This is a genomic window from Herbaspirillum sp. WKF16 (genome assembly GCF_028993615.1).
GTDB lineage: Bacteria > Pseudomonadota > Gammaproteobacteria > Burkholderiales > Burkholderiaceae_D > Herbaspirillum.
In genome coordinates this window covers 4926074-4949339 of sequence record NZ_CP118632.1, presented here as the reverse complement: position 1 = coordinate 4949339, position 23266 = coordinate 4926074, and the positions used below count along the sequence as shown (strand labels likewise).

Annotated in this window: 18 protein-coding genes; 12 read left to right on the top strand and 6 right to left on the bottom strand. The window is 68.2% G+C overall.

Going from position 1 to position 23266, the window contains the following annotated elements:
* Window positions 1-471: 471 nt before the first annotated feature.
* Window positions 472-1152: an HD domain-containing protein gene (locus Herbaro_RS22310; protein WP_275011790.1), complete on the top strand. Its 681-nt coding sequence runs from the start codon at window positions 472-474 to the stop codon at window positions 1150-1152.
* Window positions 1153-1159: 7 nt separating this feature from the next.
* On the opposite strand, the gene Herbaro_RS22305 is transcribed toward Herbaro_RS22310, so the two are convergent.
* Both Herbaro_RS22305 and Herbaro_RS22300 read right to left on the bottom strand, forming a co-directional pair.
* Window positions 1160-2977 carry a sensor domain-containing phosphodiesterase gene (locus Herbaro_RS22305; protein ID WP_275011789.1) on the bottom strand — a complete coding sequence of 606 codons (1818 nt, stop codon included), beginning with the start codon at window positions 2975-2977 and terminating at the stop codon, window positions 1160-1162.
* The gene (locus Herbaro_RS22300) at window positions 2970-4682 is read right to left on the bottom strand and encodes a methyl-accepting chemotaxis protein (protein WP_275011788.1); all 1713 of its coding nucleotides are present in this window, start codon (window positions 4680-4682) and stop codon (window positions 2970-2972) included. The genes Herbaro_RS22305 and Herbaro_RS22300 overlap by 8 nt, the downstream gene beginning before the upstream one ends.
* A 377-nt stretch (window positions 4683-5059) precedes the next feature.
* On the opposite strand from Herbaro_RS22300, the gene Herbaro_RS22295 reads away from it, so the two are divergent.
* From Herbaro_RS22295 to Herbaro_RS22285, 3 genes are all read left to right on the top strand, one after another.
* The gene (locus Herbaro_RS22295; RefSeq protein WP_275011787.1) at window positions 5060-6832 is read left to right on the top strand and encodes an ABC transporter ATP-binding protein/permease; all 1773 of its coding nucleotides are present in this window, start codon (window positions 5060-5062) and stop codon (window positions 6830-6832) included.
* Between the two features lie 142 nt (window positions 6833-6974).
* On the top strand, window positions 6975-7823 hold the full coding sequence (locus Herbaro_RS22290; RefSeq protein WP_275011786.1) for a D-amino acid aminotransferase: 849 nt from the start codon (window positions 6975-6977) through the stop codon (window positions 7821-7823).
* A gap of 188 nt (window positions 7824-8011) precedes the next feature.
* A complete protein-coding gene (locus Herbaro_RS22285) occupies window positions 8012-8284 on the top strand; it encodes an HP0495 family protein (protein ID WP_275014076.1) in 273 nt (90 codons plus the stop codon).
* A gap of 75 nt (window positions 8285-8359) precedes the next feature.
* Here Herbaro_RS22285 and gcvA read toward each other — a convergent pair whose 3' ends face one another.
* Complete coding sequence (gene gcvA, locus Herbaro_RS22280) at window positions 8360-9280, bottom strand: transcriptional regulator GcvA (protein ID WP_275011785.1); 921 nt, start codon at window positions 9278-9280, stop codon at window positions 8360-8362.
* Window positions 9281-9465: 185 nt separating this feature from the next.
* On the opposite strand from gcvA, the gene Herbaro_RS22275 reads away from it, so the two are divergent.
* The 6 genes from Herbaro_RS22275 to Herbaro_RS22250 all read left to right on the top strand — a co-directional run bounded on the left by Herbaro_RS22275 (window position 9466) and on the right by Herbaro_RS22250 (window position 16828).
* A complete protein-coding gene (locus Herbaro_RS22275) occupies window positions 9466-9810 on the top strand; it encodes a DUF2917 domain-containing protein (RefSeq protein ID WP_275011784.1) in 345 nt (114 codons plus the stop codon).
* A gap of 100 nt (window positions 9811-9910) precedes the next feature.
* On the top strand, window positions 9911-10615 hold the full coding sequence (gene lipB, locus Herbaro_RS22270; RefSeq protein WP_275011783.1) for a lipoyl(octanoyl) transferase LipB: 705 nt from the start codon (window positions 9911-9913) through the stop codon (window positions 10613-10615).
* 25 nt (window positions 10616-10640) lie between these two features.
* The gene (gene lipA, locus Herbaro_RS22265; protein ID WP_275011782.1) at window positions 10641-11636 is read left to right on the top strand and encodes a lipoyl synthase; all 996 of its coding nucleotides are present in this window, start codon (window positions 10641-10643) and stop codon (window positions 11634-11636) included.
* 206 nt (window positions 11637-11842) lie between these two features.
* Complete coding sequence (gene ribA / locus Herbaro_RS22260) at window positions 11843-12535, top strand: GTP cyclohydrolase II (RefSeq protein ID WP_275011781.1); 693 nt, start codon at window positions 11843-11845, stop codon at window positions 12533-12535.
* Between the two features lie 117 nt (window positions 12536-12652).
* Window positions 12653-13819, top strand: a complete 1167-nt coding sequence (locus Herbaro_RS22255) for a CobW family GTP-binding protein (RefSeq protein WP_275011780.1) — start codon at window positions 12653-12655, stop codon at window positions 13817-13819.
* A gap of 168 nt (window positions 13820-13987) precedes the next feature.
* Entirely contained in the window at window positions 13988-16828 is a 2841-nt protein-coding gene (locus Herbaro_RS22250) for a bifunctional diguanylate cyclase/phosphodiesterase (protein ID WP_275011779.1), read from the top strand.
* Between the two features lie 76 nt (window positions 16829-16904).
* Here the strand turns inward: Herbaro_RS22250 and Herbaro_RS22245 are convergent, their stop codons facing one another.
* Together Herbaro_RS22245 and Herbaro_RS22240 are read right to left on the bottom strand one after the other, a co-directional pair.
* A complete protein-coding gene (locus Herbaro_RS22245) occupies window positions 16905-17840 on the bottom strand; it encodes an AEC family transporter (protein WP_342456515.1) in 936 nt (311 codons plus the stop codon).
* A gap of 69 nt (window positions 17841-17909) precedes the next feature.
* On the bottom strand, window positions 17910-18614 hold the full coding sequence (locus Herbaro_RS22240) for a GntR family transcriptional regulator (RefSeq protein WP_275011777.1): 705 nt from the start codon (window positions 18612-18614) through the stop codon (window positions 17910-17912).
* A 189-nt stretch (window positions 18615-18803) separates the two neighbouring features.
* Here Herbaro_RS22240 and mnmC point away from each other — a divergent pair, with 189 nt between their 5' ends.
* Window positions 18804-20762 carry an FAD-dependent 5-carboxymethylaminomethyl-2-thiouridine(34) oxidoreductase MnmC1 gene (gene mnmC / locus Herbaro_RS22235; protein WP_275011776.1) on the top strand — a complete coding sequence of 653 codons (1959 nt, stop codon included), beginning with the start codon at window positions 18804-18806 and terminating at the stop codon, window positions 20760-20762.
* Between the two features lie 209 nt (window positions 20763-20971).
* Window positions 20972-22171: a low temperature requirement protein A gene (locus Herbaro_RS22230; protein WP_275011774.1), complete on the top strand. Its 1200-nt coding sequence runs from the start codon at window positions 20972-20974 to the stop codon at window positions 22169-22171.
* 15 nt (window positions 22172-22186) lie between these two features.
* Here Herbaro_RS22230 and Herbaro_RS22225 read toward each other — a convergent pair whose 3' ends face one another.
* Window positions 22187-23167 (bottom strand): bifunctional helix-turn-helix transcriptional regulator/GNAT family N-acetyltransferase, encoded by a 981-nt coding sequence (locus Herbaro_RS22225; RefSeq protein ID WP_275011773.1) that lies wholly within the window; start codon window positions 23165-23167, stop codon window positions 22187-22189.
* Window positions 23168-23266: the final 99 nt, after the last annotated feature.

Below are 23266 nucleotides of genomic sequence, written 5' to 3'. Positions count from 1 at the left end.
AAACAGTCGGCGGCGACGGCGCCGCACCGGCGCTTGGCGCGGGTGCTCGGCGGCCGGGCCGCGTCGGGGTGTCAGTTTCTGTCGTGCGCGCCGGAAAGAACAGGCCGGCGGGATGACCGGTGCGCGGACCAAGGGCCGCCAGGCGGCCCGGTGTCGCGTCGGCGGCGCGGGTGCGGTTGAGGTTTCCGCTATCGTCGTCCGGCCGGCGAGGCAAAAGCTCTGCCGGTGTCGCGGGCCGCTGCGGCCCGGAGCTTCGCCGGTGAGAAGATGAAGCCGAATGATCTCACATCGGCCGCCGGCGCGCGCGGCGCGTTGCCGAAAAACACTTGTCGGGAAATCCGAACGGTGCGCCGGGCCGGGGTTTGCGGGCGATCGTCATACGCCGCGGGGTATATCGTATCCAATCGAGGGGGCGGGCTTGAGGCATACTGCCGGGCCATTGACTCCAGCGCGCCGAGGGTGTTGCCATTGATGAACGTTCCCGATATTTCACGCGCCGCCGCCGGTTTCGCTCCCTTGGAGCAACTGGCGCAGGCCTTGCTGCCGTATGTCGCCGACGACGCCGGCGATGGTTCGCACGACCTCGCGCACCTGCTGCGGGTGTGGCGCAACGCGCTGCGGCTGCTGGAGCAGGAGGGCGGCGAGCCGCGCATCCTGCTGGCGGCGGTGCTGCTGCACGACTGCGTGCGGGTGGAGAAGAATTCGCCGCTGCGCAGCCAGGCGTCCGCGCTGTCGGCGCGGCGTTCGCTGGAGATCTTGAGGGAGCAGGGCTGGCCGGCGCATGAGGCCGATGCGGTGGCGCATGCGGTCGAGGCGCACAGTTTTTCAGCCGGCATCGCGCCGCGGTCGGTCGAGGCCAAAATCATGCAGGACGCCGACCGCCTCGATGCGATCGGCGCCATCGGTGTGGCGCGCTGCTTCTATACGGCAGGGCGCATGGGCTCGCAGCTGTACGACGCGGCCGACCCGCAGGCCAGGGCGCGCGCGCTGGATGATCGCCGCTACGCGCTGGACCATTTCCCGGCCAAGCTGTTCACGCTGTCGGCCGGCTTCCAGACCGCCGCCGGCGCGGCCATGGCAAGGGAGCGGGAAGAACGGATGCGGCGCTTCGTTGGCGAGATGATGGCCGAACTGCAGGCGCCGCGCGACTGAGCCCCGGCTATTGCAGCATCGAGGCGGCCGCGCCGCGCACGTGCGTGGCGAAGGCGGCCGGCGCCAGCGGGCGCGCCAGGTAATAGCCTTGCGCCTCGTCGACGCCCCAGTCGCGGATCAGCTGCAGCGTCTGCGCGGTTTCCACGCCTTCGGCCACGATGCGGTATTCCAGTTCCTTGGCCAGCGCGATGAGCGACTGCACGATGCGGCGGTCGCGCGGGCTGGTGTCGAGATTGCGGATCAGCGACTGGTCGATCTTCACCACCGAGGCCGGCACCTGCTGCAGGTAGGCGAAGTTGCTGTAGCCGGTGCCGAAGTCGTCCAGCGCCAGGCCCATGCCCAGGGCGCGGATCTCGTGCAGCATCTTCAGCACCGCCGGGCTTTGCATCCACAGGCCCTCGGTGCATTCGATCTCCACCATGGCCGGATCGATATCGGCTTCGCGGCAGGCTTGCGCCAGGCGTTTGACGATGTCGGCTTCCTCGAAGTTGGGCGCCGACAGGTTGATCGCCAGCTTCAGGTGCATGCCATCGCGGCGCCATGCGGCCATTTGCTTTAACGCCGCCGTGATCACCCAGTCCGACACCGGGCGGATCAGCGCGGTGCGCTCCACCAGGGGAATGAATTCGGCCGGCGAGATCGCGCCCAGTTCGTGGTGCTGCCAGCGCAGCAGCGCCTCGGCGCCGTGGTAGGCGTCGGTCTTGAGATCCAGCTTGGGCTGGTAGGCCAGCCGGAAACCGCTGTCGGACTGGATGGCGTCGGGAATGTCGTTCAAGAGCCGGAAGCTGCGCTGGTGGCGCACGTCGGCCTCGGCATCGTAGTCGGCCCAGCGGCGTTGGTGGGTGAAGGCCTCGTGCAACGCCGCCACCGCCTTGCGCGGCGCATCCAGCAGGGCTTCGCGCTGCGGTTCGACGCGCACGATGCCGCCGTAGCTGGGCAGGTTCAGCGGCAGCGTCATGCTGTGCACCGGCTGCTCGAGCGCCGCGGTCATGGCGCGCAGCTCCTGCGCGAAATCGCCGGCCGGCGCGGCGTGCGACAGCAGCGCGAAGCGCGCGTCGGTGACGTGGTAGACGTCGGCCCGGCCCAGCGCCAGTTGCTGCAGCCGTGCGCCGACGTTGCGCACCAGGTCGTCGTAGACGCCGATGCCCAGCACGCTGGCGATCTCGAAGGCGGTGTTGGCGTCCGGCATATCGATGTAGGCCAGCGTGCGCGGGCCGGACGGCTGCGCATCGTCCTCCGCGCGCACCCGCGAGAGCGACTCCAGGTCTTCCTGCAGCTGGTATTTGTTGGGCATGCCGGTCAACGGGTCGACCCGGCCCACCGCGCGCCGCAGCAGCATCTGCGACATCGCCAGCGCGGCCAGCTGCTGCAGCTGCTTGCGCTGTGCCGGCGAGAAGCTGCGCGCCTCGGTGGCGGTCACGCACAGCGCGCCGATGGCGTGGCCGTCGGGCGTGAGCAGCGGGGCGCCGGCATAGAAACGGATGTGCGGCGGCCCGGCCACCATCGGGCTGGCGGCGAAACGCTGGTCGGCCAGCGCGTCTTCCACCACCATCACCGCGCGCTGCGCCACCGTGTAGTGGCAGAACGATTGCTCGCGCGAGGGCGCGCACATGTCGGGGCCGCTTTGCGACTTGACCCACTGGCGGTCGGCATCGATCAGCGAGACGTAGGCGCCGGTGACGCCGAACAGGCCGGCGCACAGCCGGGTGATGTTATCCAGGTCTTCGGAGGCGCCGGTGTCGAGCAGGTGCAGGGAATGCAGCGCCGCCAGGCGCTGCAGTTCTTCCTCGGCGGCGCCGTCCGCGCGCACGGCCGCATCAGCCATATGCGCGCTCCCTGGAGGCCGGGGCCAGGGCCAGGGCCGGCGCCGGGTTGACGTCCACCGGACGCAGCGGCAGCACGTTGGAGGCCGACGGCGCCATCGCGCCCGAGGGCGACTCCAGCTGGAACACGCCGACCGCGTGGTTCAGGTTGATCGCCTGGTCCTGCAGCGTGCCCACCGCGGCGCTGGCCTGCTCGACCAGGGCGGCGTTGTGCTGGGTGACCTGGTCCATCAGGGCGATCGCCTTGTGCACTTCCTCGATGCCCAGGCTCTGCTCGTGGCTGGCGGCGGAGATCTCGCCCATCACGTCGGTCACGTGCTGCACGCTCTTGACGATCTGTTCCATGGTGCTGCCGGCCTGCTCGACCAGCTGGGTGCCGGCCTCGACGTTTTCCACCGAGGTGTCGATCAACTGCTTGACCTCCTTGGCGGCGGCCGAGCTGCGCTGCGCCAGGTTGCGCACTTCAGTGGCGACCACGGCGAAGCCGCGGCCCTGTTCGCCGGCGCGGGCGGCTTCCACCGCCGCGTTGAGCGCCAGGATATTGGTCTGGAAGGCGATGCCGTCGATCACGCTGATGATGTCCACGATCTTGCGCGCGGAGTCGTTGATGGCGGCCATGGTGTCGACCACTTCGCTGACGATGGCGCCGCCCTTCTTGGCGATGTCGGAGGCGTTGTGCGCCAGCTGGTTGGCCTGGCGGGCGTTGGCGTCGTTCTGCTTCACGGTGGCGGTCAGCTGCTCCATGGCCGAGGCGGTTTCTTCCAGCGAGGCGGCCTGGTCTTCGGTGCGCGCCGAGAGGTCGCTGTTGCCGGCGGCGATCTGGGCGCTGATGGTGGCCACGCCGGCGGCGGCGTCGCGCACTTCGGTGACGGTGGCGCGCAGGTTGCCGCTCATCTCGGAGAGCGCGGCCATGATGCTCAAGCGGTCGCCGCCGTCGTTCTTGCGCAGCGCCACTTCGTGATACAGCTCGCCGCGGTCGACCGCCAGCGCCAGTTCCTTGACGTCGTCAGGCTCGGCGCCCAGCGCGCGGCGGATCGAGCGGGTGATCAGCGTGGCCAGCACCGCGCCGGCCACCAGGGAGGCCGCCAGCAGCACCAGCATGAAGGCCTGGAAGCCGTGCGCGACGGCGCGCGCCTTGGACGATTCGGCCTGGCTCATGCTCTCCTGCAGGTCGATGAACTTGTTGATCGCCGCCAGCCACTCGGTGAAGGCCGGCTTGACCTGGGTCAGCATCATCTGGCGCGCGCCTTCGATGTCGCCGGCGTTGCGCGAGGCGATGATGGTGGCCGCCAGCGGCATGGCGCGGGCTTCGATGGCCTTGATCTTCTCCAGGTCGGCGCGCTCTTCCGGACGTACCTGGCGGCCGCGCTCGCCGGCGAAGATCGCGTCGAGCGGCTTGGCCGATTGCTGGTAGTCGGCGTCGAGCTTGTTGAGCTGGGCCACCACGTCCTTCACCTCGGCGTCGTTCACCAGGGTCAGGTCGCGCAGGGCGATGGCGCGGTCGTGCACGCTGCCGCGGAAGTTGATGGCGTAGCGCTGCTTGACGTTGTTGTCCTCGCTCACCGTGGTCAGGCTGCCTTCGATGGAATTGACCTTGGAGATGCTGACGATGGTCAGCACCAGCATCATCGCCAGCACCAGTGCGAAACTCAGTGCCAGCCTTGCCGCGACGCTTAACGAGGCGCGCTGTTGGGTTACGGCGTTCATGTTCTTGTACTCCCTCTCTTGAAATGGATGCCCTGCGAATGGTCTTGTACGGCCGGTTGCCGATGCTGCGGGTTCGCGTGGATTATTGTCCCGCCCGCCAAGGCCGCCAACTATACGGAAGTATTAGGAAGCTCGCCTTTGGGCGTAGCGGATGAGCTCGACACATGCCCACATGCGCGCCGAAGTTCCCGATCCCAAGGGGCGGCGGCGATTGATTGTTTCGATGGAAGCGATAGGTCGGCACGGTACAGGCGCTCGCATCCCGCGCGGCGAGAAAGGGGCGGCAGGAGACGGGCCGGACATGGCCGGCGGCGGTTAAGTCTGGCTTAAGTCTGGATCGGCAAGCTGGACGGCAATCAATGCCCCGGGATTTCGCCATGACCGCCGTCAGCACTTCGTCAGCCTCCGCCCCGCCAGCCGCCCGCGCCAGCCGCGCCGACGTCTGGCGCCTGATCAAGCCGTTCTGGACCTCCGACCAGAAGTGGCGGGCGTTCGCCTTGCTGGGCGCCATCCTCGCGCTCAACCTGGGCATGGTCTACATCAACGTGCGGCTCAACTCCTGGAACCGCGACATGTACAACGTGCTGCAGTCGCGCGACTACCCGCAGTTCAAGTCGCTGCTGCTGCAGTTCTCCGGGCTGGCCTTCGTGTTCGTCGCGGTGGCCATCTACAGCGTGTACCTGAAGCAGGCGTTGCAGATCCGCTGGCGCTACTGGATGAGCGAGCGCTACATGCAGCGCTGGCTGGCGCACCGCGCCTACTACCGCATCGAGCAGGGCCAGCAGGGCCGGCTCTCAGACAACCCCGACCAGCGCATCGCCGAGGACCTGCACGCGCTCACTTCCGACACGCTCACGCTGGTGCTGGGCTTCATCTCCAGCAGCGTCACGCTGTTTTCCTTCGTGCACATCCTCTGGGCGGTGAGCGGCCCGCTGTCGTTCCCGGCGCTGGGCCGGGACTGGAACATCCCCGGCTACATGGTGTGGTTCGTGATCGCCTACGCGCTGGTGGGCTCGGGCATCGTCTGGCGCATCGGCCGGCCGCTGGTCGGGCTGTCCTTCAACCAGGAGCGCTTCGAGGCCAACTACCGCTTCGGCCTGATCCGCGTGCGCGAACACGCGGAGGCGGTGGCGCTGTACCGCGGCGAGGCGCAGGAGCGGGCGCAGCTCGGCGCGCGCCTGGACGACATCCGCGACAACTGGTGGGACATCATGCGCCTGACCAAGAAGCTCAATGTCGCCGTCAATTTCTACGGCCAGTTCGCGATCATCTTCCCGATGCTGGTGTCGGCGCCGCGCTACTTCTCCGGCGCCATCACGCTGGGCGTGCTGATGCAGATCAGCGACGCCTTCGGCCAGGTGCAGGACGCGCTGTCCTGGTTCATCAACGCCTTCACCACCCTGGCAGGCTGGAAGGCCAGCGTGAACCGCCTGGCCGGCTTCAACGCCGACATCGAGCGCGCCGCCGGCCTGGCGCGCACCATCGAGGTCGAGCGCCACGCCGGCAGCGCGCTGGTGATCGAGGGGTTGCAGCTGTCGCTGCCGGAGGGGCCCTTGCTGCTGCGCGGCCTGGATGCGCGCGTGGAGTCGGGCGAGCACGTGCTCATCAGCGGACCGTCGGGCTGCGGCAAATCGACCCTGATCCGCGCGGTGGCCGACATCTGGCCCTACGGCCGCGGCCGCATCGGCCTGCCGACGGACGCCGCCGCGATGTTCCTGCCGCAGCGCAGCTACCTGCCCATCGGCACGCTGCGCGCGGCGCTGTCCTATCCGGCCGCCGAGGGCGCTTTCGAGGATGCGGTCATCGTGCGCTACCTCGGCCTGTGCCGCCTGCCGCACCTGGCGGGACGGCTGGACCAGGCCGCCAACTGGAGCCAGGCGCTGTCGCCCGGCGAGCAGCAGCGGTTGGCCTTCGTACGGGTGTTCCTGAACCGCCCGCAATGGCTGTTCCTGGACGAGGCCAGCAGCGCCATGGACGGCGACGCCGAAGAAGCGCTGTACACCGCGCTGCCGCGCGAGCTGCCGGGCGTGACGGTGATCAGCATCGCCCACCGCGAAACGCTGGCGCGCTTCCACGGCGTGCGCTGGGCTTTCGTGGCGGCCGGTGAGGGCGAAGCAGAGGGCTGCCGGGTGGAGGTCTCGGCGCTGTGAGCGCGGCGGGCGCGGGAGGGACAATCGCGGAAAACGCAATACCGTTTTTGCATAACCCCTTACACTGGCGCATGTGAAAATCGTTGAGTGGCGGCCTCAGGCCGGCCTCCTTCCCTCCATTCCCGCACACTGGAAAATCATCATGAACGATCCCATCGTCTATCTCAACGGCGAGCTCACGCCCCTGTCGGAAGCCCGCGTGCCGGTGCTGGACCGCGGCTTCATCTTCGGCGACGGCATCTATGAAGTGATCCCGATGTACCGGCGCAAGGCCTTCCGCGGCGCCCAACACATGGCGCGCCTGTTCCGCAGCCTGGCCAGCATCGGTATTCCAAATCCGCATAGCGAGGCCGAGTGGCAGGCGTTGATTGAGCGCGTGGTGCAGGCCAACGGCCTGGACGACCAGATGATCTACCTGCAGGTCACCCGCGGCGTGGCCAAGCGCGCCCACGCCTTCCCCAAGGAAATGGTGCCCACGGTGCTGATCATGACCAATCCGATGGTGCTGCCATCGGCATCGAGCATCGAAAACGGCGTGGCCTGCGTGACCATGGAAGACCGCCGCTGGCTGAACTGCCAGATCAAGTCGACCTCGCTGCTGGGCAACGTGCTGGCGGCGCAGTTCGCGGCCGAGAACGAAGTGACCGAGGCGATCCAGTTCCGCGACGGCCTGCTGTCGGAAGCCTCGTCCTCCAACGTGTGGGTGGTGAAGGACGGCAAGATCTCGGCGCCGCCCAAGGACAACCTGATCCTGGAAGGCATCCGCTACGGCCTGATGGAGGAGCTGTGCGCCGCCCAGGGCATCGTGCTGGAAGCGCGCCGCATCCCGCGCGAGGAAGTGTTCGCGGCCGACGAGCTGATCATTTCCTCGGCCAGCAAGGAAGTGCTGCCGGTGGTCGCGCTGGACGGCAAGCCGGTCGGCGCCGGCCGTCCCGGTCCGGTGTTCGCCCGCATCCATGCCGCCTACCAGGCGGCCAAGGCGCGCCTGTAAGGCGATCGGCGCAGGCCTCGCGCATGGGCCGCCGGGTGCGGCCCATGCGCGTTTTTGGCGGATGCGCGGGCGGCATGGCGTACAATGCGCCATCCCCCAACCGCATCAACCCGTCCGCTTGAAGCCCGGCGTTTCATCCCCATTTGGATGCATTGAAACCGGAGCGGACCATGCTACAGACCAACGCCATGACTATTCCAACCGAAGAATCCCTGATCGAATACCCGAGCGACTTCCCCATCAAGGTGGTCGGGATCATGCGCGACGAATTCGCCCAGACCATCGTCGAGCTGGTGGTCGAGCACGACCCCGAATTCCACGCCGGCAAGATCGAGATGCGGCCGTCCTCGCAGGGCAAGTACCTGTCGCTGACGCTGACCATCCGCGCCACCAGCCGCGTGCAGCTGGACAACCTGTACCGCGCGCTGTCCTCGCACGAGCTGGTGAAGTTCGTGCTGTAAGGCCTCCCGCCGCCAACGAAAACCCGGCGCAGCCGCCATGGCGCGCCGGGTTTTTGTTTTCTCCGCCGGCGCGGTTCAGCCCGGCCAGCCGCTGCTGTCGCGAAACAGTTTCATCTCCCCGAAGATCCACTTCTTGAAGGCGGCGATGGCCGGCTTCTCCACGCCCTCCGGCAAGTGCACCAGGTAATACGATTCGTCGGCCTTGAGCGCCACGTCGAACAGCCGCACCACTTCGCCGGCGGCGATTTCCTGCGAGGCGATGATATGGCGCGACAGCGCCACGCCGCCGCCGTCGGCCGCCTGGCGCAGCGTGAGCGAGGAGTCCTCGATCACCAGGCCGCCGGTGGGCTCGGGCAGGTCCAGCCCGGCGCGCTTGAGCCAGGGTTGCCAGGACTCGCGGGTATCCATGCGCAGCAGCGCGCATTGCGCCAGGTCGGCCGGCCTGGCCGGCTTCTTGCCGCGTTTGGTGCGATAGGCCGGGGAGGCCACCGGATAGTAGTAGTCGTCGGTCAGCTTCTCGGTCACCACGCCGGGGTAGTGGCCGCGCCCGAAGCGCAGGCCGATGTCGACGCCGTCCAGCCGCAGGTCCGAGAGGTGGCTGCCGGACTGCAGCACCACCTCGATCTCCGGATTGGCGTCGATGAATTTCCACAGCCGCGGCGCCAGCCAGCGTGAAGAGAACGAGGGCGTGCTGGAGATCACCAGCCGCTGCTGGCGGTTCAGGCTGCGCAGGTGCTCGGCCGCCAGCGCGATCTCGCCCAGCGACTTGCGGATGGTGGCGGCGAAGCGCTGGCCGGTTTCGGTCACGGCGATGCGCTTGCCGTGACGGACGAACAGCTGCAGGCCCAGCTCTTCTTCCAGCGCGCGCACCTGGTGGCTGACCGCGCCCGGCGTGACGTGGATCTCCTCGGCCGCGCGCGAGAAGCCGCCGTGGCGGACGGCGGCGTCGAAGGCGCGCAAGGCCGCGAGGTTGGGCAACTTCCGGAGGTCGGTCATGGCGCTTCCCTTGTGAATTTCATTTGCAAGAAGGGGGAATATATATCGTTTTGCCGCAGGCGGGGCGCTGCCTACAATGCAATCCGGTTCAACACATTTCCGGTCATTCTCCTCTGAAGCCCGCTCGCCGCAAGGCCTCGCGGCCGGGAGGCGGCTTGCCCGGCGCCACGCGAGGGAGTCGCATCATGCAAATTCCATTATCAAGAGAAAACGCCAGGCTGAGCCTGCGGGAAGGCCAGACCATGGCGCGCCGCCTGCGCTCGCCGGTGCGTGTGCGGGTGCGCTGCGGGCTGCTGTGGCTGACAGTGGAGCGGGGCGGCGCCGACGTCTGGCTGAGGCCGGGCTGCGACTTCGATTTCCATGGCCGCGGACTGGCGGTGTTCGAGGCGGTCAAGGGTTGCGCCGAGTTCGAGATCCTGCCCTTGCCGGCGCGCCAGCCCTGCGCTGCCGCCGACTGCCGGCCGCAGCCGGACGCCGGGGCGCCGCGCATCAGCCAGTTGTTGCCGCACGGGCTGATCCGCTGGTTCTAGGGCGGGCCGGCCGGTCGCGGCAAGTTGCCGGAAAGGAAATTTCCCCGCCAAAGCGCCGCCGCGGCGACGCACGCGGCCGAAGTTCGCTACACTGGCGGGCATGCAGACAGCAACACACATCGCCGCCGCGCCGGCCGCCGCTGCGCCGCCGGCCCCCGGCCTGCCGCAGATCGTGCGGCGCGGGGTCGAACCCTACGAGGCCAGCTTCGCGGCGATGCGCGCCTACACCGACGCGCGCGACGCCGACACGCCCGACCAGCTGTGGATCGTCGAGCATCCCCCGGTCTACACGCTGGGCCTGGGCGCCGACCGCGCCCACGTCTTGAATCCCCATGACATCCCGGTGGTGCAGACCGACCGCGGCGGCGAGGTTACCTTCCACGGCCCCGGCCAGGCGGTGATCTACCTGCTCATGGACCTGCGCCGCAACCGCGCCGGCGCCCGCTTGTTCGCGCGCGAATTCGTGCACAACATCGAGCAGGCGGTGATCGACGTGCTGGCGGCGTATAATCTCGCCGGTGAACGCAAGCAGGGCGCGCCGGGCATCTATGCCGCCGACGGGCCGTGGCAGGGCGCCAAGGTAGCCGCGCTGGGCTTGAAAATCCGCGGCAACGGGTGCACTTACCATGGGGTGTCGCTCAACGTCGACATGGACCTCGCGCCGTTTTCGGGGATCAATCCCTGCGGCTACGAGGGACTGGCCACGGTCGACATGAAGACCCTGGGCGCCGAGAATGCCCGCCTGGCCGACGTCCAGGCGCTGCTTGCCGAGAAACTGATCGCCCGCTTCGCGGGCATGGCTTGAGCCCGCCGGGGCCGGAAATACCGACATGACTACCGAAATCACTCCCGCAGCAGATCCTTCCAGCAACGCCGCCGCCAACGCCGCGCGCACCAACCCGCTGGACAAGCAGAAAGGCGCCGGCAAGACGGCCTGGATCCCGATCAAGATCGTTTCCGGCGAGAAGCTGAAGAAACCCGACTGGATCCGCGTCAAGGCCGGCTCGCCGACCACCCGCTTCTACGAGATCAAGGACATCCTGCGCGCCAACAACCTGGTGACGGTGTGCGAGGAAGCCTCCTGCCCCAACATCGGCGAATGCTTCGGCAAGGGCACCGCGACCTTCATGATCATGGGCGACAAGTGCACCCGCCGCTGCCCGTTCTGCGACGTCGGCCACGGCCGTCCCGATCCGCTGGATCCCAATGAGCCGGAAAACCTGGCCAAGACCATCGCCCAGCTGAAGCTGTCGTACGTGGTCATCACCAGCGTCGACCGCGACGACCTGCGCGACGGCGGCGCCGCCCACTTCGCCGAGTGCATCCGCCGCGTGCGCGAGCTCTCGCCCGAGACCCGCATCGAGATCCTGACCCCGGACTTCCGCGGCCGCATGGACCGCGCGCTGGAAATCCTCAAGATGGCCCCGCCGGACGTCATGAACCACAACCTGGAAACTGCGCCGCGCCTGTACAAGGAAGCGCGCCCGGGCTCCGACTACGAGTATTCGCTGAACCTGTTGAAGCGCTTCAAGGACCTGCATCCGGAAGTGCCGACCAAGTCCGGCATCATGGTCGGCCTGGGCGAGACCGACGAGGAGGTGCTGCAGGTCATGCGCGACATGCGCGCCCACAACGTCGACATGCTGACCATCGGCCAGTACCTGATGCCCAGCGGCGACCACCTGCCGGTGCGCCGCTACGTGCACCCCGACACCTTCAAGATGTATGAAGAGGAAGCCTACAAGATGGGCTTCGTGCACGCCGCCGTGGGCGCCATGGTGCGTTCGAGCTACCACGCCGACCAGCAGGCGCATGGATTGGTGTAATCCGGTTTTCGCCTGAATCCGCGCTCAGCCCCGCCCATGGCGGGGCTGAGTCGTTTTGGGGGCGGCCCGGCGCGGGCCGGCCGGCTTGCAAAAGCGGCTTGCGGCTTCATCTGCAGCAGCGTCGCCGCGCATCCCGCGCGCTGAAATAAACCCGGCCGCAAGGTAAGATACGCGGTTCTACGCATTCGTATTGAAAGCAGGTTGTCATGTCGTCACCGATCGCACCGGCCGCAGCGGCGCCGGAAGAAAAACTCGAATTCGTCAGCTCGTGCAAGCTGCCCATGCCGTGGGCTACCTTCGAGCTGCATGCCTTTTACGACGAGGTTTCCGGCAAGGAACACCTGGCCCTGACGCTGGGCGACGTCGGCGACGGCCAGCCCGTGCTGGGCCGCGTGCATTCCGAGTGCCTCACCGGCGACGCGCTGTTCTCGCAGCGCTGCGATTGCGGCGCGCAGCTGGAAGCGGCGTTGAAGAAGATCGCGAAGGAAGGCCGCGGCGTGCTGTTCTACCTGCGCCAGGAAGGCCGCGGCATCGGCCTGCTCAACAAGATCCGCGCCTACCACCTGCAGGACCAGGGCGCCGACACGGTGGAAGCCAACGAACGCCTGGGCTTCCCGGCCGACATGCGCCGCTATACCATCGTGCTGCCGATGCTGGCGCACCTGAAGGTGACCAGCCTGCGCCTGATGACCAACAATCCGCGCAAGGTGAAGGCGCTGGAAGAGAACGGCATCCCGGTGGCCGAGCGCATCCCGCTTATCGCCAACCACAATCCGTTCAACATCGGCTACCTCGGCACCAAGGCGCGCAAGCTGGGACACCTGCTGCCGGGCATGGGCCATGCCAATGCCGGCGGGCAACCCGAGAAGGTGCCGCTGGACGCCCACGACAACGAGTAAGCCATCCCGGAGACGGACCGCGCGCGGTCCGTTTTTCATGGCGTCTTCGTCGCTTGACGCATGGAGTAGCATGCGAGGTGACGCCCCTCTTTCCTTTCCGCAGTCGAGCATTCCATCATGAACCCATCCGTACCCGCCGGCGACGCGCCGATCCCCGTTTCGCTGCTGACCGGTTTCCTCGGCAGCGGCAAGACCACGCTGCTGAACCACCTGATCGCCCAGCCCGAGATGAAGGACACCCTGGTCATCATCAACGAGTTCGGCGAGATCGGCCTGGACCACCTGCTGGTGGCGCATAGCCAGGAAGACACCGTGGTCGAGATGAGCAGCGGCTGCCTGTGCTGCACCATCCGCGGCGACCTGAAGAAGACCTTGAAGGACATCACCTGGCGCTTCGCCGAGGGCGGCCAGCGCAGGTTCAACCGGGTGGTCATCGAGACCACCGGCCTGGCCTCGCCGGTGCCCATCCTGCACACGCTGATGACGGACGCCTTCATCGCCGCGCGCTACCGCCTGGACGGCGTGATCGTGACGGTGGATGCGGTCAACGGCATGTCGACCCTGGATCATCACGTCGAGGCCGTGCAACAGGCCGCGGTGGCCGACCGCCTGCTGCTGACCAAGACCGACCTGGCCGAACCCGCCGCCCTGGACGTCTTGCGCGAGCGCCTGCGCACCCTGAACCCGACGGCCCGCCAGCTGCAGCCGCAGCAGGGGAAGATTGCGCCGGCCGAGCTGCTCGACGCAGGTTTGTTCAAGCCGGGCGAGAAGATGCCGGACGTGGCGCGCTGGCTCAACGAGGAAGCCTTCGCCGAGAAGAAGGCGCACGCGCATCACGATCACCATCACGGCCATGACCACGGCCATCATCATCACCATGATCATGGCCACGGCCACGACGACCACGCGCACGACATCAACCGCCACGACGACCACATCCGCGCCTTCTGCTTCAGCTTCGACGAACCGATCGATCCGGCGCTGTTCGACGAATGGCTGAGCCTGCTGGTGGGCTTCAAGGGGCCCAACATCCTGCGCATCAAGGGCATCCTCAACCTCAAGGGCGAGGACAGGCCGACCGTGATCCACGGCGTGCAGCACATCTTCCACCCGACCGTGACCCTGCCCGAGTGGCCCTCGGAGGATCGCCGCAGCCGCATCGTCTTCATCACCCGCGACATCGAGCGCGCCACCATCGAGCGCTCCTTCGATGCCTTCATGCAAGCCCAGAGCATCGAGCGCGAAGCGCGCGAGAAGCGGCAATCGTCGCCCTACAGTTATTGATGAGTCGTCAAGGCGAGCTGCAAGGCGGGAAGATTGCCGGGCAGAAATGAAGAAGGCAGCCAAATGGCTGCCTTTTTGTTGTCTCATCACTAAAAATATATCGAACTAGTTCGATATAGTGAGGGAGAGCAGATTATTATCAGTGGAATATCAGATGGCGATTCACTTATGCAGCGTGTGATCAACAAGCTGGGGGCAACGTTGTCGGCATCACTCACGCTGATGTTGGGCCTGTGCGCAACCACGGCAGTCTTTGTCGCCACCAGCCACCTGGAAGATGATGCGGTCAACCTGGACTTCGAGCGCCGGGCGGCCCTGCGCGCCTTCACCGTCCAGCGTGGGCTGGAAGAAGCGGTCCAGGTGTTGTCGGTCATCAACCATTTCCACGCCACCGTCGGCGATCCTTCCCGCGAGCAATTCCAGGCCTTCACCCGTCCGCTGCTGGAACGCTATCCTTATGTGCGCGCCTTCGGCGTGCAGCGCTTCGTTTCCGACGAGGACCGCCTGGTGTTCGAAGCCCTGCGCCAGGGCGCGGTGCCCGGCTTCCAGATCACCACGCTGGCCGACGGCAAGCCGGTGCGCGCGCCGGAGCGGCCCTCCTACCTGGTGGTCGACTACGTCGAGCCGGTGGCCGGCAACGAGGCCGCGCTCGGGCTGGACCAGACCGGCAATCCCATCGTGATGCAGACGCTGGACATCGCGCTCAACAGCGGCCGGCCGGCTTCCACGCTGCCGATGCGGCTGGCGCAATCCGACGTTAGCCAGCGCGGCCTGCTGGTGATGCAGCCGGTCTACCGCGGCGGCGTGCAGCCCAGCAGCGTCGAGGCGCGTCGCGCGGCGCTGGTGGGCGACACCTCCGCCGTGCTGCAGGTCACCGAGCTGGTGCAGAAGATCCTGGAGGGCGCCGGCCTGATGGAGGACCGCGAGATCGGCCTGCGCGTCTATGTCGGCCCGCAGGCCAACGATGCCAGCCTGGTCTTCCATCACGACAGCACACCGTCGCAAGGCCACTGGCTGGACCAGGCGCTGGCGCTGGGGCGCCTGTTCCAGCAGCCCTCCAGCACCATGACCAGCTTCGACATTGCCGGCCAGACCTGGCACATGGAGATCAGCATCCCGCCGCGCTCGGTGTTCGCCGACCACTACGGCTCGCTGCTGATCCTGCTGGCCGGCGTGATCGCCTCCCTGCTGGGCGCGGCCTACATGCGCGCGCTGTCGATGCGTTCGCACCGGGTGCAGCAACTGGTGGAGGACAAGACCGCCGAGCTGCGCCACACCAACGCGCTGCTGTCGGACGACATCAAGGCGCGCCGCTCGGCCGAGAGCGCCTTGCTGTTGCGCAACCAGGCCATCGAGGCCAGCGCCAACGCTATCCTGATCCTCTCGGCGCAGGGGCCGGACTACACCATCGAGTACGTCAATCCCGCCTTCGCCCGCATCACCGGCTACAGCCCGGCCGAGGCGATGGGGCAGAGCATCCGTTTCCTGGAAGGGCGCGACAGCGACCCGGAAGGCTTCGAGACCGTGTGGATCGCCATGCGCGAGCAGCGCGAGCACAACGTCATCCTGCGCAACTACCACAAGGACGGCTCGGAGCTGTGGAACGACTTCTACATCGCCCCGGTGAAGGATGAGAACGGCGCCGTGACCCACTTCGTGGCGGCCCTCTACGACATCACCTCGATGAAGCGCTACGAAGCCGAACTGGAATTCCAGGCCAGCCGCGACACGCTCACCGGCCTGATCAACCGCCACATGCTGCGCCACCACCTGGAGCAGGCCATCGGCGTGGCCGAGCGGCAGAAGCAGGCGCTCTGGCTGGTGTTCGTCGACCTCGACCGCTTCAAGTTCGTCAACGACACGCTGGGCCACAAGGCCGGCGACACGCTCCTGCGCACCGTGGCCGGCCGCCTGCGCGCGGCGGTGCGCGAGGCCGACACCGTGGCGCGCCTGGGCGGCGACGAATTCATCATGATCCTGCCCGAGCAGGACGAGCTCACGCTCGACACCCGCAGCCTGCAGCGCATCATGGATGCGGTGGCCGCGCCCATCACGCTGGGCGGCCACACGCTGTTCATGACCTGCAGCATCGGCGTGGCCTGCTACCCGGCCGACGGCACCGACGGCGAGACGCTGATCAAGCACGCCGACATCGCCATGTACCGCGGCAAGCAGACCGGCCGCAACAATTTCCAGTTCTATACGCCGGCCATGAACGAGCAGGCGCTGGAGCGCCTGCGCATCGAAGGCGACCTGCGCAGCGCGCTCGACAACGGCGAGTTCCTGTTGCACTACCAGCCCAAGGTGGACCTGGCCAGCGGCCAGGTGATCGGCAGCGAAGCCTTGATCCGCTGGCAGCATCCGCAGCTGGGCATGGTGTCGCCGGCGCGCTTCATCGGCCTGGCCGAAGAGACCGGCCTGATCCTGCCGATCGGCGCCTGGGTGCTGCGCACGGCCTGCGCCCAATGCCGCCAATGGCAGCTCGACGGCCATGACGGCATCAGCGTCTCGGTCAACCTGTCGGTGGGGCAGTTCCTGCAGAAGGACCTGGTGTCGTCGATTGCCGATGTGCTGGAAGACACCGGCCTGCCGCCCGCCTCGCTGGAGCTGGAGCTCACCGAGAGCCTGATGATGACCGACGTCGAACATGCCATCGGCATCCTGAACGGCCTGAAGGAATTGGGCGTGCGCCTGTCCATCGACGACTTCGGCACCGGCTATTCCTCGCTGGCCTACCTCAAGCGCTTCCCCATCGACGTGCTCAAGATCGATCGCTCCTTCGTGCGCGACATCACCATCGACGCCGACGACGCCGCCATCACCGCCTCCATCATCTCGCTGGCGCGCCACTTGAAGCTGCGCGTGATCGCCGAGGGCGTGGAAACCGACGAGCAGCTGGATTACCTGCGCCACTACGGTTGCGACGAGATCCAGGGTTACCTGTTCAGCCCCCCGGTGCCGGCCGACAAGTTCGAGCAGATCCTGCGCCAGGAACGGGTGATGAGCTGAAGGGCGGGAAGGGTGAAGATCGGGAAAGGCCGGACGGCGTCGCCGCTCCGGCCTTTTCGTTTTTGGCGAATCCGCGTCAGCGGTGGGCGATCCAGGCCAGGATCAGCGCGATGGTCGGCAGCGACAGTGTGGTCGAGATCAGGATCGCGCGCGACATACCCGCCACCTCCCGCTGGTAAAGCTCGGCCAGCATGAAGGGGCCGGTGCCGATCGGCATGGCCGCCAGCAGCACCGCGCTGTCGGCCCACAGGCGCGGCAGCGGCAGGATCCAGTAAGCCAGCAGCGCCGTCACCGCCGGTTGCAGCAGCAGCTTGAAGGCTACCAGCAGCGACACCGGCGCGCCCTGGCCGTGCTTCACCGGCAGCGCCAGGAACAGGCCCAGCGAGACCAGCGCGCAGGGGCTGGCGGCGCCGCCCAGGATCTTGAACAGCTGCTGCACGCCGCTGGGAACCTGCAGCCCGGTCAGCGCCACCGCGATGCCGGCCACCGGCGCGATCATGATCGGGTTGCGCAGCAGCGAGCGGCCCACCTTGGAGATGGTCTGGCCCAGCCCGGCATGGGCGTGGATGCAGGTTTCCAGCAGCACGATGGCGATCGCGAACAGCAGGCAGGCCGTCATCACCATGGCGATCACCGACGGCGGCAGGCCGTCGTGGCCGAAGGCCAGGTAGCACAGCGGGATGCCGATGAAGCCGACGTTGGCGTAGGAGGTGCCCAGGCTGTCGATGATCACGTCGGGCGCCGCGGCGCGCTGGCGCACCCGGATCCAGGCGGTCAACAGGAACACGATGGCCACGCCGGCGGCGAACACGCCGATGAAGCGCAGGTTGGCGAAGTCGGCCGGGGTCAGGCGCGACATCGAATCGAACAGCAGCGCCGGCAGCCCGAGCCAGATCACGAAGCGGTTCAGCTCGCTGGCGGCGCCGGCCGAGAGGATGTTGCGCTTGCGGCAGATCCAGCCGAGGAAGATCAGCGAGAAGATCGGGAAGACGATGTTGAAGATGGCGAGCATCGAGCAGGGCATGCGCAGCCGTGCTGCGCCTGGGAAGTGGGTGCGGAACGGGAGCCGGCGCGGGAGGCGTCAGGCCTGCTTTCTCTTGCCGGCGTATTGCTCGCCGGTGAGCACGCGCGCCAGGTGCTCGGCGGCGCTCTCGGCATGCTGGCGCGCCAGCTTGTCGGCCACCGCCGGCTTGCCCTCGGCGATGGCCTGCAGGATGGCCGCGTGTTCATCCCACACCGCGATGTGCGAGCGCACGTCGGAGGAGAGGATGGCGCCCATGGCGCGGCGGATGTGGTGCCAGTGGATGGCGGTGGTTTCGCCGACCATGGGGTTGCCGCAGCTGCGGTAGATGAACTGGTGGAAGTTCATGTCGGCCACGATGCGCGCCGACAGGTCGCTCATGTCGGCGAGCTTGCGGCCGGCCTCGATCAGCGCGCGGCCCTCGCGTTCGCCGGCGCCGCGCAGGTCGCCGTCGGCCTTCCAGCGCTCGGCGGTTTCGCGCGCGGCCAGGCCGTCCAGCACCGAGCGCACCTGGTAGAGCTGCATCAGCTTGCGCGGGTCGAGCGCGGTGACCGCCACGCCCTTGCGCCCGGCTTCCTCGATGAAACCCTGGCGCTTCAACAGCTGGAAGGCCTGCAGGATGGGCTGGCGCGATACGCCGAGCTGCTCGGCCAGGCCCTCCTGGGTGATCTTTTCATTGGGCGCCAGCGTGCCCGAGCAGATCGCATCCAGGATGGCGTGGTAGACCTGCTCGATCAGTTGCGCCGGGGCGTCGATTTTGTACATGGGTTGCGGGTAAAGAGTAGGAGGGCTGGAAAGCGCGTCAGGCCATGAAATCAGCTTTCGTGTTCTGTATGCAGATTATTGCTGCGCCGCAGCTTTGTCAAGGCGCAAGGCCGGCGCATGGGGGCGGCGTAGAATGGCGGCCGTTGCCTCCGGCCCCGATCCTCATCCGACTTTACCGCTTCTGTTCCTATGCCCGCTCGCCCCATCCATCCCGCTTCCGACGAACTGCTGGCCGCCTGGCGCACCGATCCGGCCGCGGGCGACGCCGCCTTCATGCGCGGTTTGCTGGCGGCGCCCGGCTCCGCCTTGCGCGCCTGCCTGCGCGAGCAGGAGAGGGCGGCGGTGCTGGACCTGCATTTCGGCGCCGGGCTGGCCTTCCTGCAGACCTGGACGCAATTCGAGGAGCAGCGCGGGCAGGGCGGCGCTCAGCGCCTGCATTACGTCGCCATCCAGCCGCATCCCTGCACCGTGCAACAGTTGGCGGCCGCGCATGCCGGCTGGCCCGGCCTGGACGCCCGCGCGGCGCAATTGCGGCAAGCCTGGCCGCCGCTGCTGCCGGGGACGCATCGCCTGCTGCTGGACGACGGGCGGGTCACGCTGACCGTGGTGTTCGGCGCGCTGGATGAAGAGCTGGCGAGGCTGGAAGCGCCGGCCGACCTGTTCTACCTGCACGGCCGCCAGCAGGATTTCGATGCGGCCGCTTCCGACTGGAACCCGCACGCGTGCAAGCGCCTGGCGCGCCTGGCCTGGACCGGCGCGCGCGCGCTGGTGTTCGACGGCGAAGCGACGATGGCGGCGCTGCGCCAGGTCGGGTTCGCCGGGCAAGCGGCGGCCGGCGCGCTGGCCATGCGCTACGCCCCCGGCTGGGGCCGTCCGCCCTCGCACGTGGCCGCGGCCGACACGCCGCTGGCGCGCCGCACGTCCCATGCGCGTCACGCGCTGGTGATCGGCGCCGGGCTGGCCGGCGCCGCCGTCGCCGAACGGTTGGCCGCGCGCGGCTGGCGCATCGACCTGATCGATGCCGGCCCCGAGGTCGCCACGCGCGCTTCGGGCAACCACGGCGGCCTGTTCATGCCGGCGCTGGCGCGCGACGACAGCCCGCTGGCGCGCCTGACGCGCGCCGCCTTCCTGTTCGCCGCACGCCACCTGCGGCTGCTGGGCGGCGTCGGCACGCATGAGGGCGCGGCCATCGCCGGCGAGACCTGCGGCGTCCTGCAGTTCGGGCGCGACGCCAGGCAGGCGCAGTCCTTCGAGCAGGGCGCGTTGGAATGGGATTACCCGGCGCGCTACGCACGCTGGATGAGCGCGGCCGAGACCGAGGCGCTGCTGGGCATGCCGACCATGGGCGGAGGCTACTTCTTCCCCGAGGCCGGCTGGCTCAATCCGCCTTCGGTCTGCCGGCGCCTGCTGGCGGCGGCGCGCGCGCAGGGCGAGGTCGCGGCGCATTTCAATCGCACGGTGACAGCGCTGCGCCGCGAAGGCGAGGATTGGCTGGCGCTGGACGGCGAGGGCAGGACAATCGCCCAGGCGCCGATCGTGATCCTGGCCGCCGGCGCCCAAGCGCGCGTGTTGGCGCAAAGCGCGGCCTTGCCGCTGAACGCCGTGCGTGGCCAGGTCACTCACCTGCCGGCGCAAGATTTTCCGGCCTTGCCGGTGGCTCTGTGCGGCGACGGTTACCTGACCCGGCCATATCAAGGCCGCATCTGCATGGGCGCCAGCTACGACCGCGACGACGACACCGGCTTGCGTGAGGCCAGCCACGTCGAGAACCTGGAGCGGCTGCGACACATGTTGCCGGATATCGATGGGCGCTACACCATGCCATCGACCACCGATGCGCAACTGCAAGGCCGGGTCGGTTTCCGCTGCATCGCCCCCGACCGCCTGCCGCTGGTGGGCGGCTTGCCGGACATGGAAGCGGCCGCGGCGGCGCGGCTGGATGGCGTGACACGCCACCCCGGCCTGTACGGCTTGCTCGGTTACGCCTCGCGCGGGCTGATCTGGGCGCCGCTCATGGCCGAATTGCTGGCCGCCTCGCTGGAGCGCGAACCCTTGCCGTTGCCGCGCGATCTGCTGGCGGCGGTGGATCCCGGGCGGTTTGCGGTCAAGGGCGCGGCGACGGGTGTCGCTTCGGACGACGATCGGTAATGACGCCGGGACCCGGTGGCCTTGGTTGCGTCTCACCGCCGCCCGCGTTGCCGATTTGCCGCACCCACGCCAAAAATGCGCGAAACCCCCGGCCCCGATATTGTTGACGCGGGGCGCTGCATGCGACGATGTTCGAGAAACTTCGAGAACCGTCGCAACCAGCTCCGCGCGCCGCCCCTGGCGCCGGGCGCCTTTCCCGGAACCGCGCCATGAACCACTCTCTCCGCTCAAGCTCCCTGCTGCGCGTGCGCGACGGCCATGAGGCCCGCGTCTCCTTCGTCGAGCTGTTCTTCGACCTGATCTACGTCTTCGCCGTCACCCAGCTCTCGCACAGCCTGCTGGAAAAGCTGACGCCCGAAGGCGCGATCCAGACCCTGGTGCTGTGGTTCGCGGTGTGGCTTGCGTGGCAGTACACCGCCTGGGTCACCAACTGGTTCGACCCGGAAGCGCTGCCCGTGCGCTGCCTGCTGTTTGGCATCATGCTGGTCGGCCTGGTGATGGCGGCGGCGCTGCCGGAGGCCTTCGGCGAGCGCGCCCTGGTGTTCGCCGCCACCTACGCCGCGATCCAGGTCGGGCGTACGGCGGCGGTGCTGGCCAGCCTGGGGCGCGAGCATGAGCTGGCGGCCAACTTCCGGCGCATGCTGGGCTGGCTGTCGATCTCGGCGGCGCTGTGGATCGCCGGCGGCCTGCTGCCGCAGTACCGGCTGGGTTTGTGGATCGCCGCCGTGGCCTGCGAGTACGTCTCGCCGATGACCGGCTTCTGGTTGCCCGGCATGGGCCGCTCGCGCACCGGCGACTGGACCATCGAAGGCGGGCACCTGGCCGAGCGCTGCCAGCTGTTCGTCATCGTCGCCCTGGGCGAGACCCTGCTGATGACCGGCGCCACCCTGGCGCACGCGCACGAGTGGGAGCTGCCGGTGCTGATCGCCTTCGCCGTCACCTTCCTGGGCGCGGTGGCGATGTGGTGGATGTATTTCGACACCAGCAGCAAGGACGGCAGCGAAGCCATCGTGCACTCCGACGACCCCGGACGCATCGGCGCCTGGTTCCACTACGTGCACGTGATCATCGTGGCCGGCGTGATCCTGTCGGCGGTCGGCAACGAACTGGTGATCGCCCATCCCGACCAGCGCATCGACGCCCTGCACGCGGCGGTGCTGATCCTGGGGCCGGCGCTCTACGTCTTGGGCAACGGCATCTACAAGCAGATCGTGTATCGCCGCTTCCCCCTCTCGCACGTGGCCGGCCTGGCGCTGCTGGCGGGGCTGGCGCCGCTCTCGCTGCTGACCGACCTGCTGATGGTCAGCGGCCTGTCGACCGCCGTGCTGGCGCTGGTGGCCGGTTGGGAAGCCTGTTCCCGGCGCGCGGCGCGCATGGCCTATCCGGACGAACACGCGACCGGCTTCTGAGCGCTGGCCCGCCGTTCAGCGCTGGCGGGCCGCCCGCACGAAGCGCTGCTCCACCACGCGCGCGCCCCATTGCTCGCCGGGCGCCTCCTCGGCCAGCGTGAAGCCGGCCGACTCGTAGAGATGGCGCGCGGCCTGCAGGCCCTGGAAGGTCCAGAGGTAGGTCTCGAAGCCGTGGCCGTCGACGAAGTCCATGGCCCGCTGCAGCAGCGCGCGGCCCACGCCGCCGCCGCGCAGGCTGTCGTCGACGATGAACCAGCGCAGGTGCGCCACGCCGCGTTCCAGGTCGCCGTCGATGGCGATCGAGGCGAGCGCGCGTCCCTGTTCCACATGCATCCAGATTTCCTTGCCGGCCGCCGGCAGCGCCTGCACGAAAGCGCCCAGGCCGCCGGCCACCTTGTCTTCGAAGTAAGCGCCGAAGCCGGCCGTGGCCGCGTAGTAGCGCGCGTGCAGGCCGGCGATGTCGCCGATGCAGCCCGGCAGGTAGCCCTGGCGGAGGGCCCCGGCCTCGGCGCCGGCGGCCGGGCGCGGCGCCATGTTGGGGTTGTCGCGCGCCAGCGCGTCCGAATACAGCGCCAGCGCGCGCACCAGGCCTTGCTGGTCTTCCGGCACCAGCCGCGTGAGCGCGGCCGAGACCTGGTCGGTGGCGAACTTGTCGATCTTCCGGCGCAAGGCCTGGCCGGCCTCGGTGAGGAACAGGCCCCAGCCGCGGCCGTCGCCGTCCACCGCCGCGCGCCGCAGCAGGCCGAGCGACTCCAGCCTGGCCGCCTGGCGGCTGGTGTTGGACTTGTCCAGGCACAGCAGCTCGCCCAGGTCGCGCGCCTGGATGCCGGGCGCCTGGCCGATCTCGATGATGGCGTGCACCGCCGACGGCGCCAGCTCGCTGCCGGCCAGGGTGCTGCGCATGAAGCCCAGCTCGCGCACCAGCTTGCGCGAGAGCTCGCGCAGCTGGCGGATGGTCTGCTCGCGCGGAGCGGCATCCAGTCCGGCAAAGTCCATGTCGGTTCCTTCAAATGGTTGCGATGTACAACCAATTTACCGTCAACTGCTTGCGATGCGCAACTGGTTTGCGGCCGTTGTCGCGCCGCTGCAACCCGC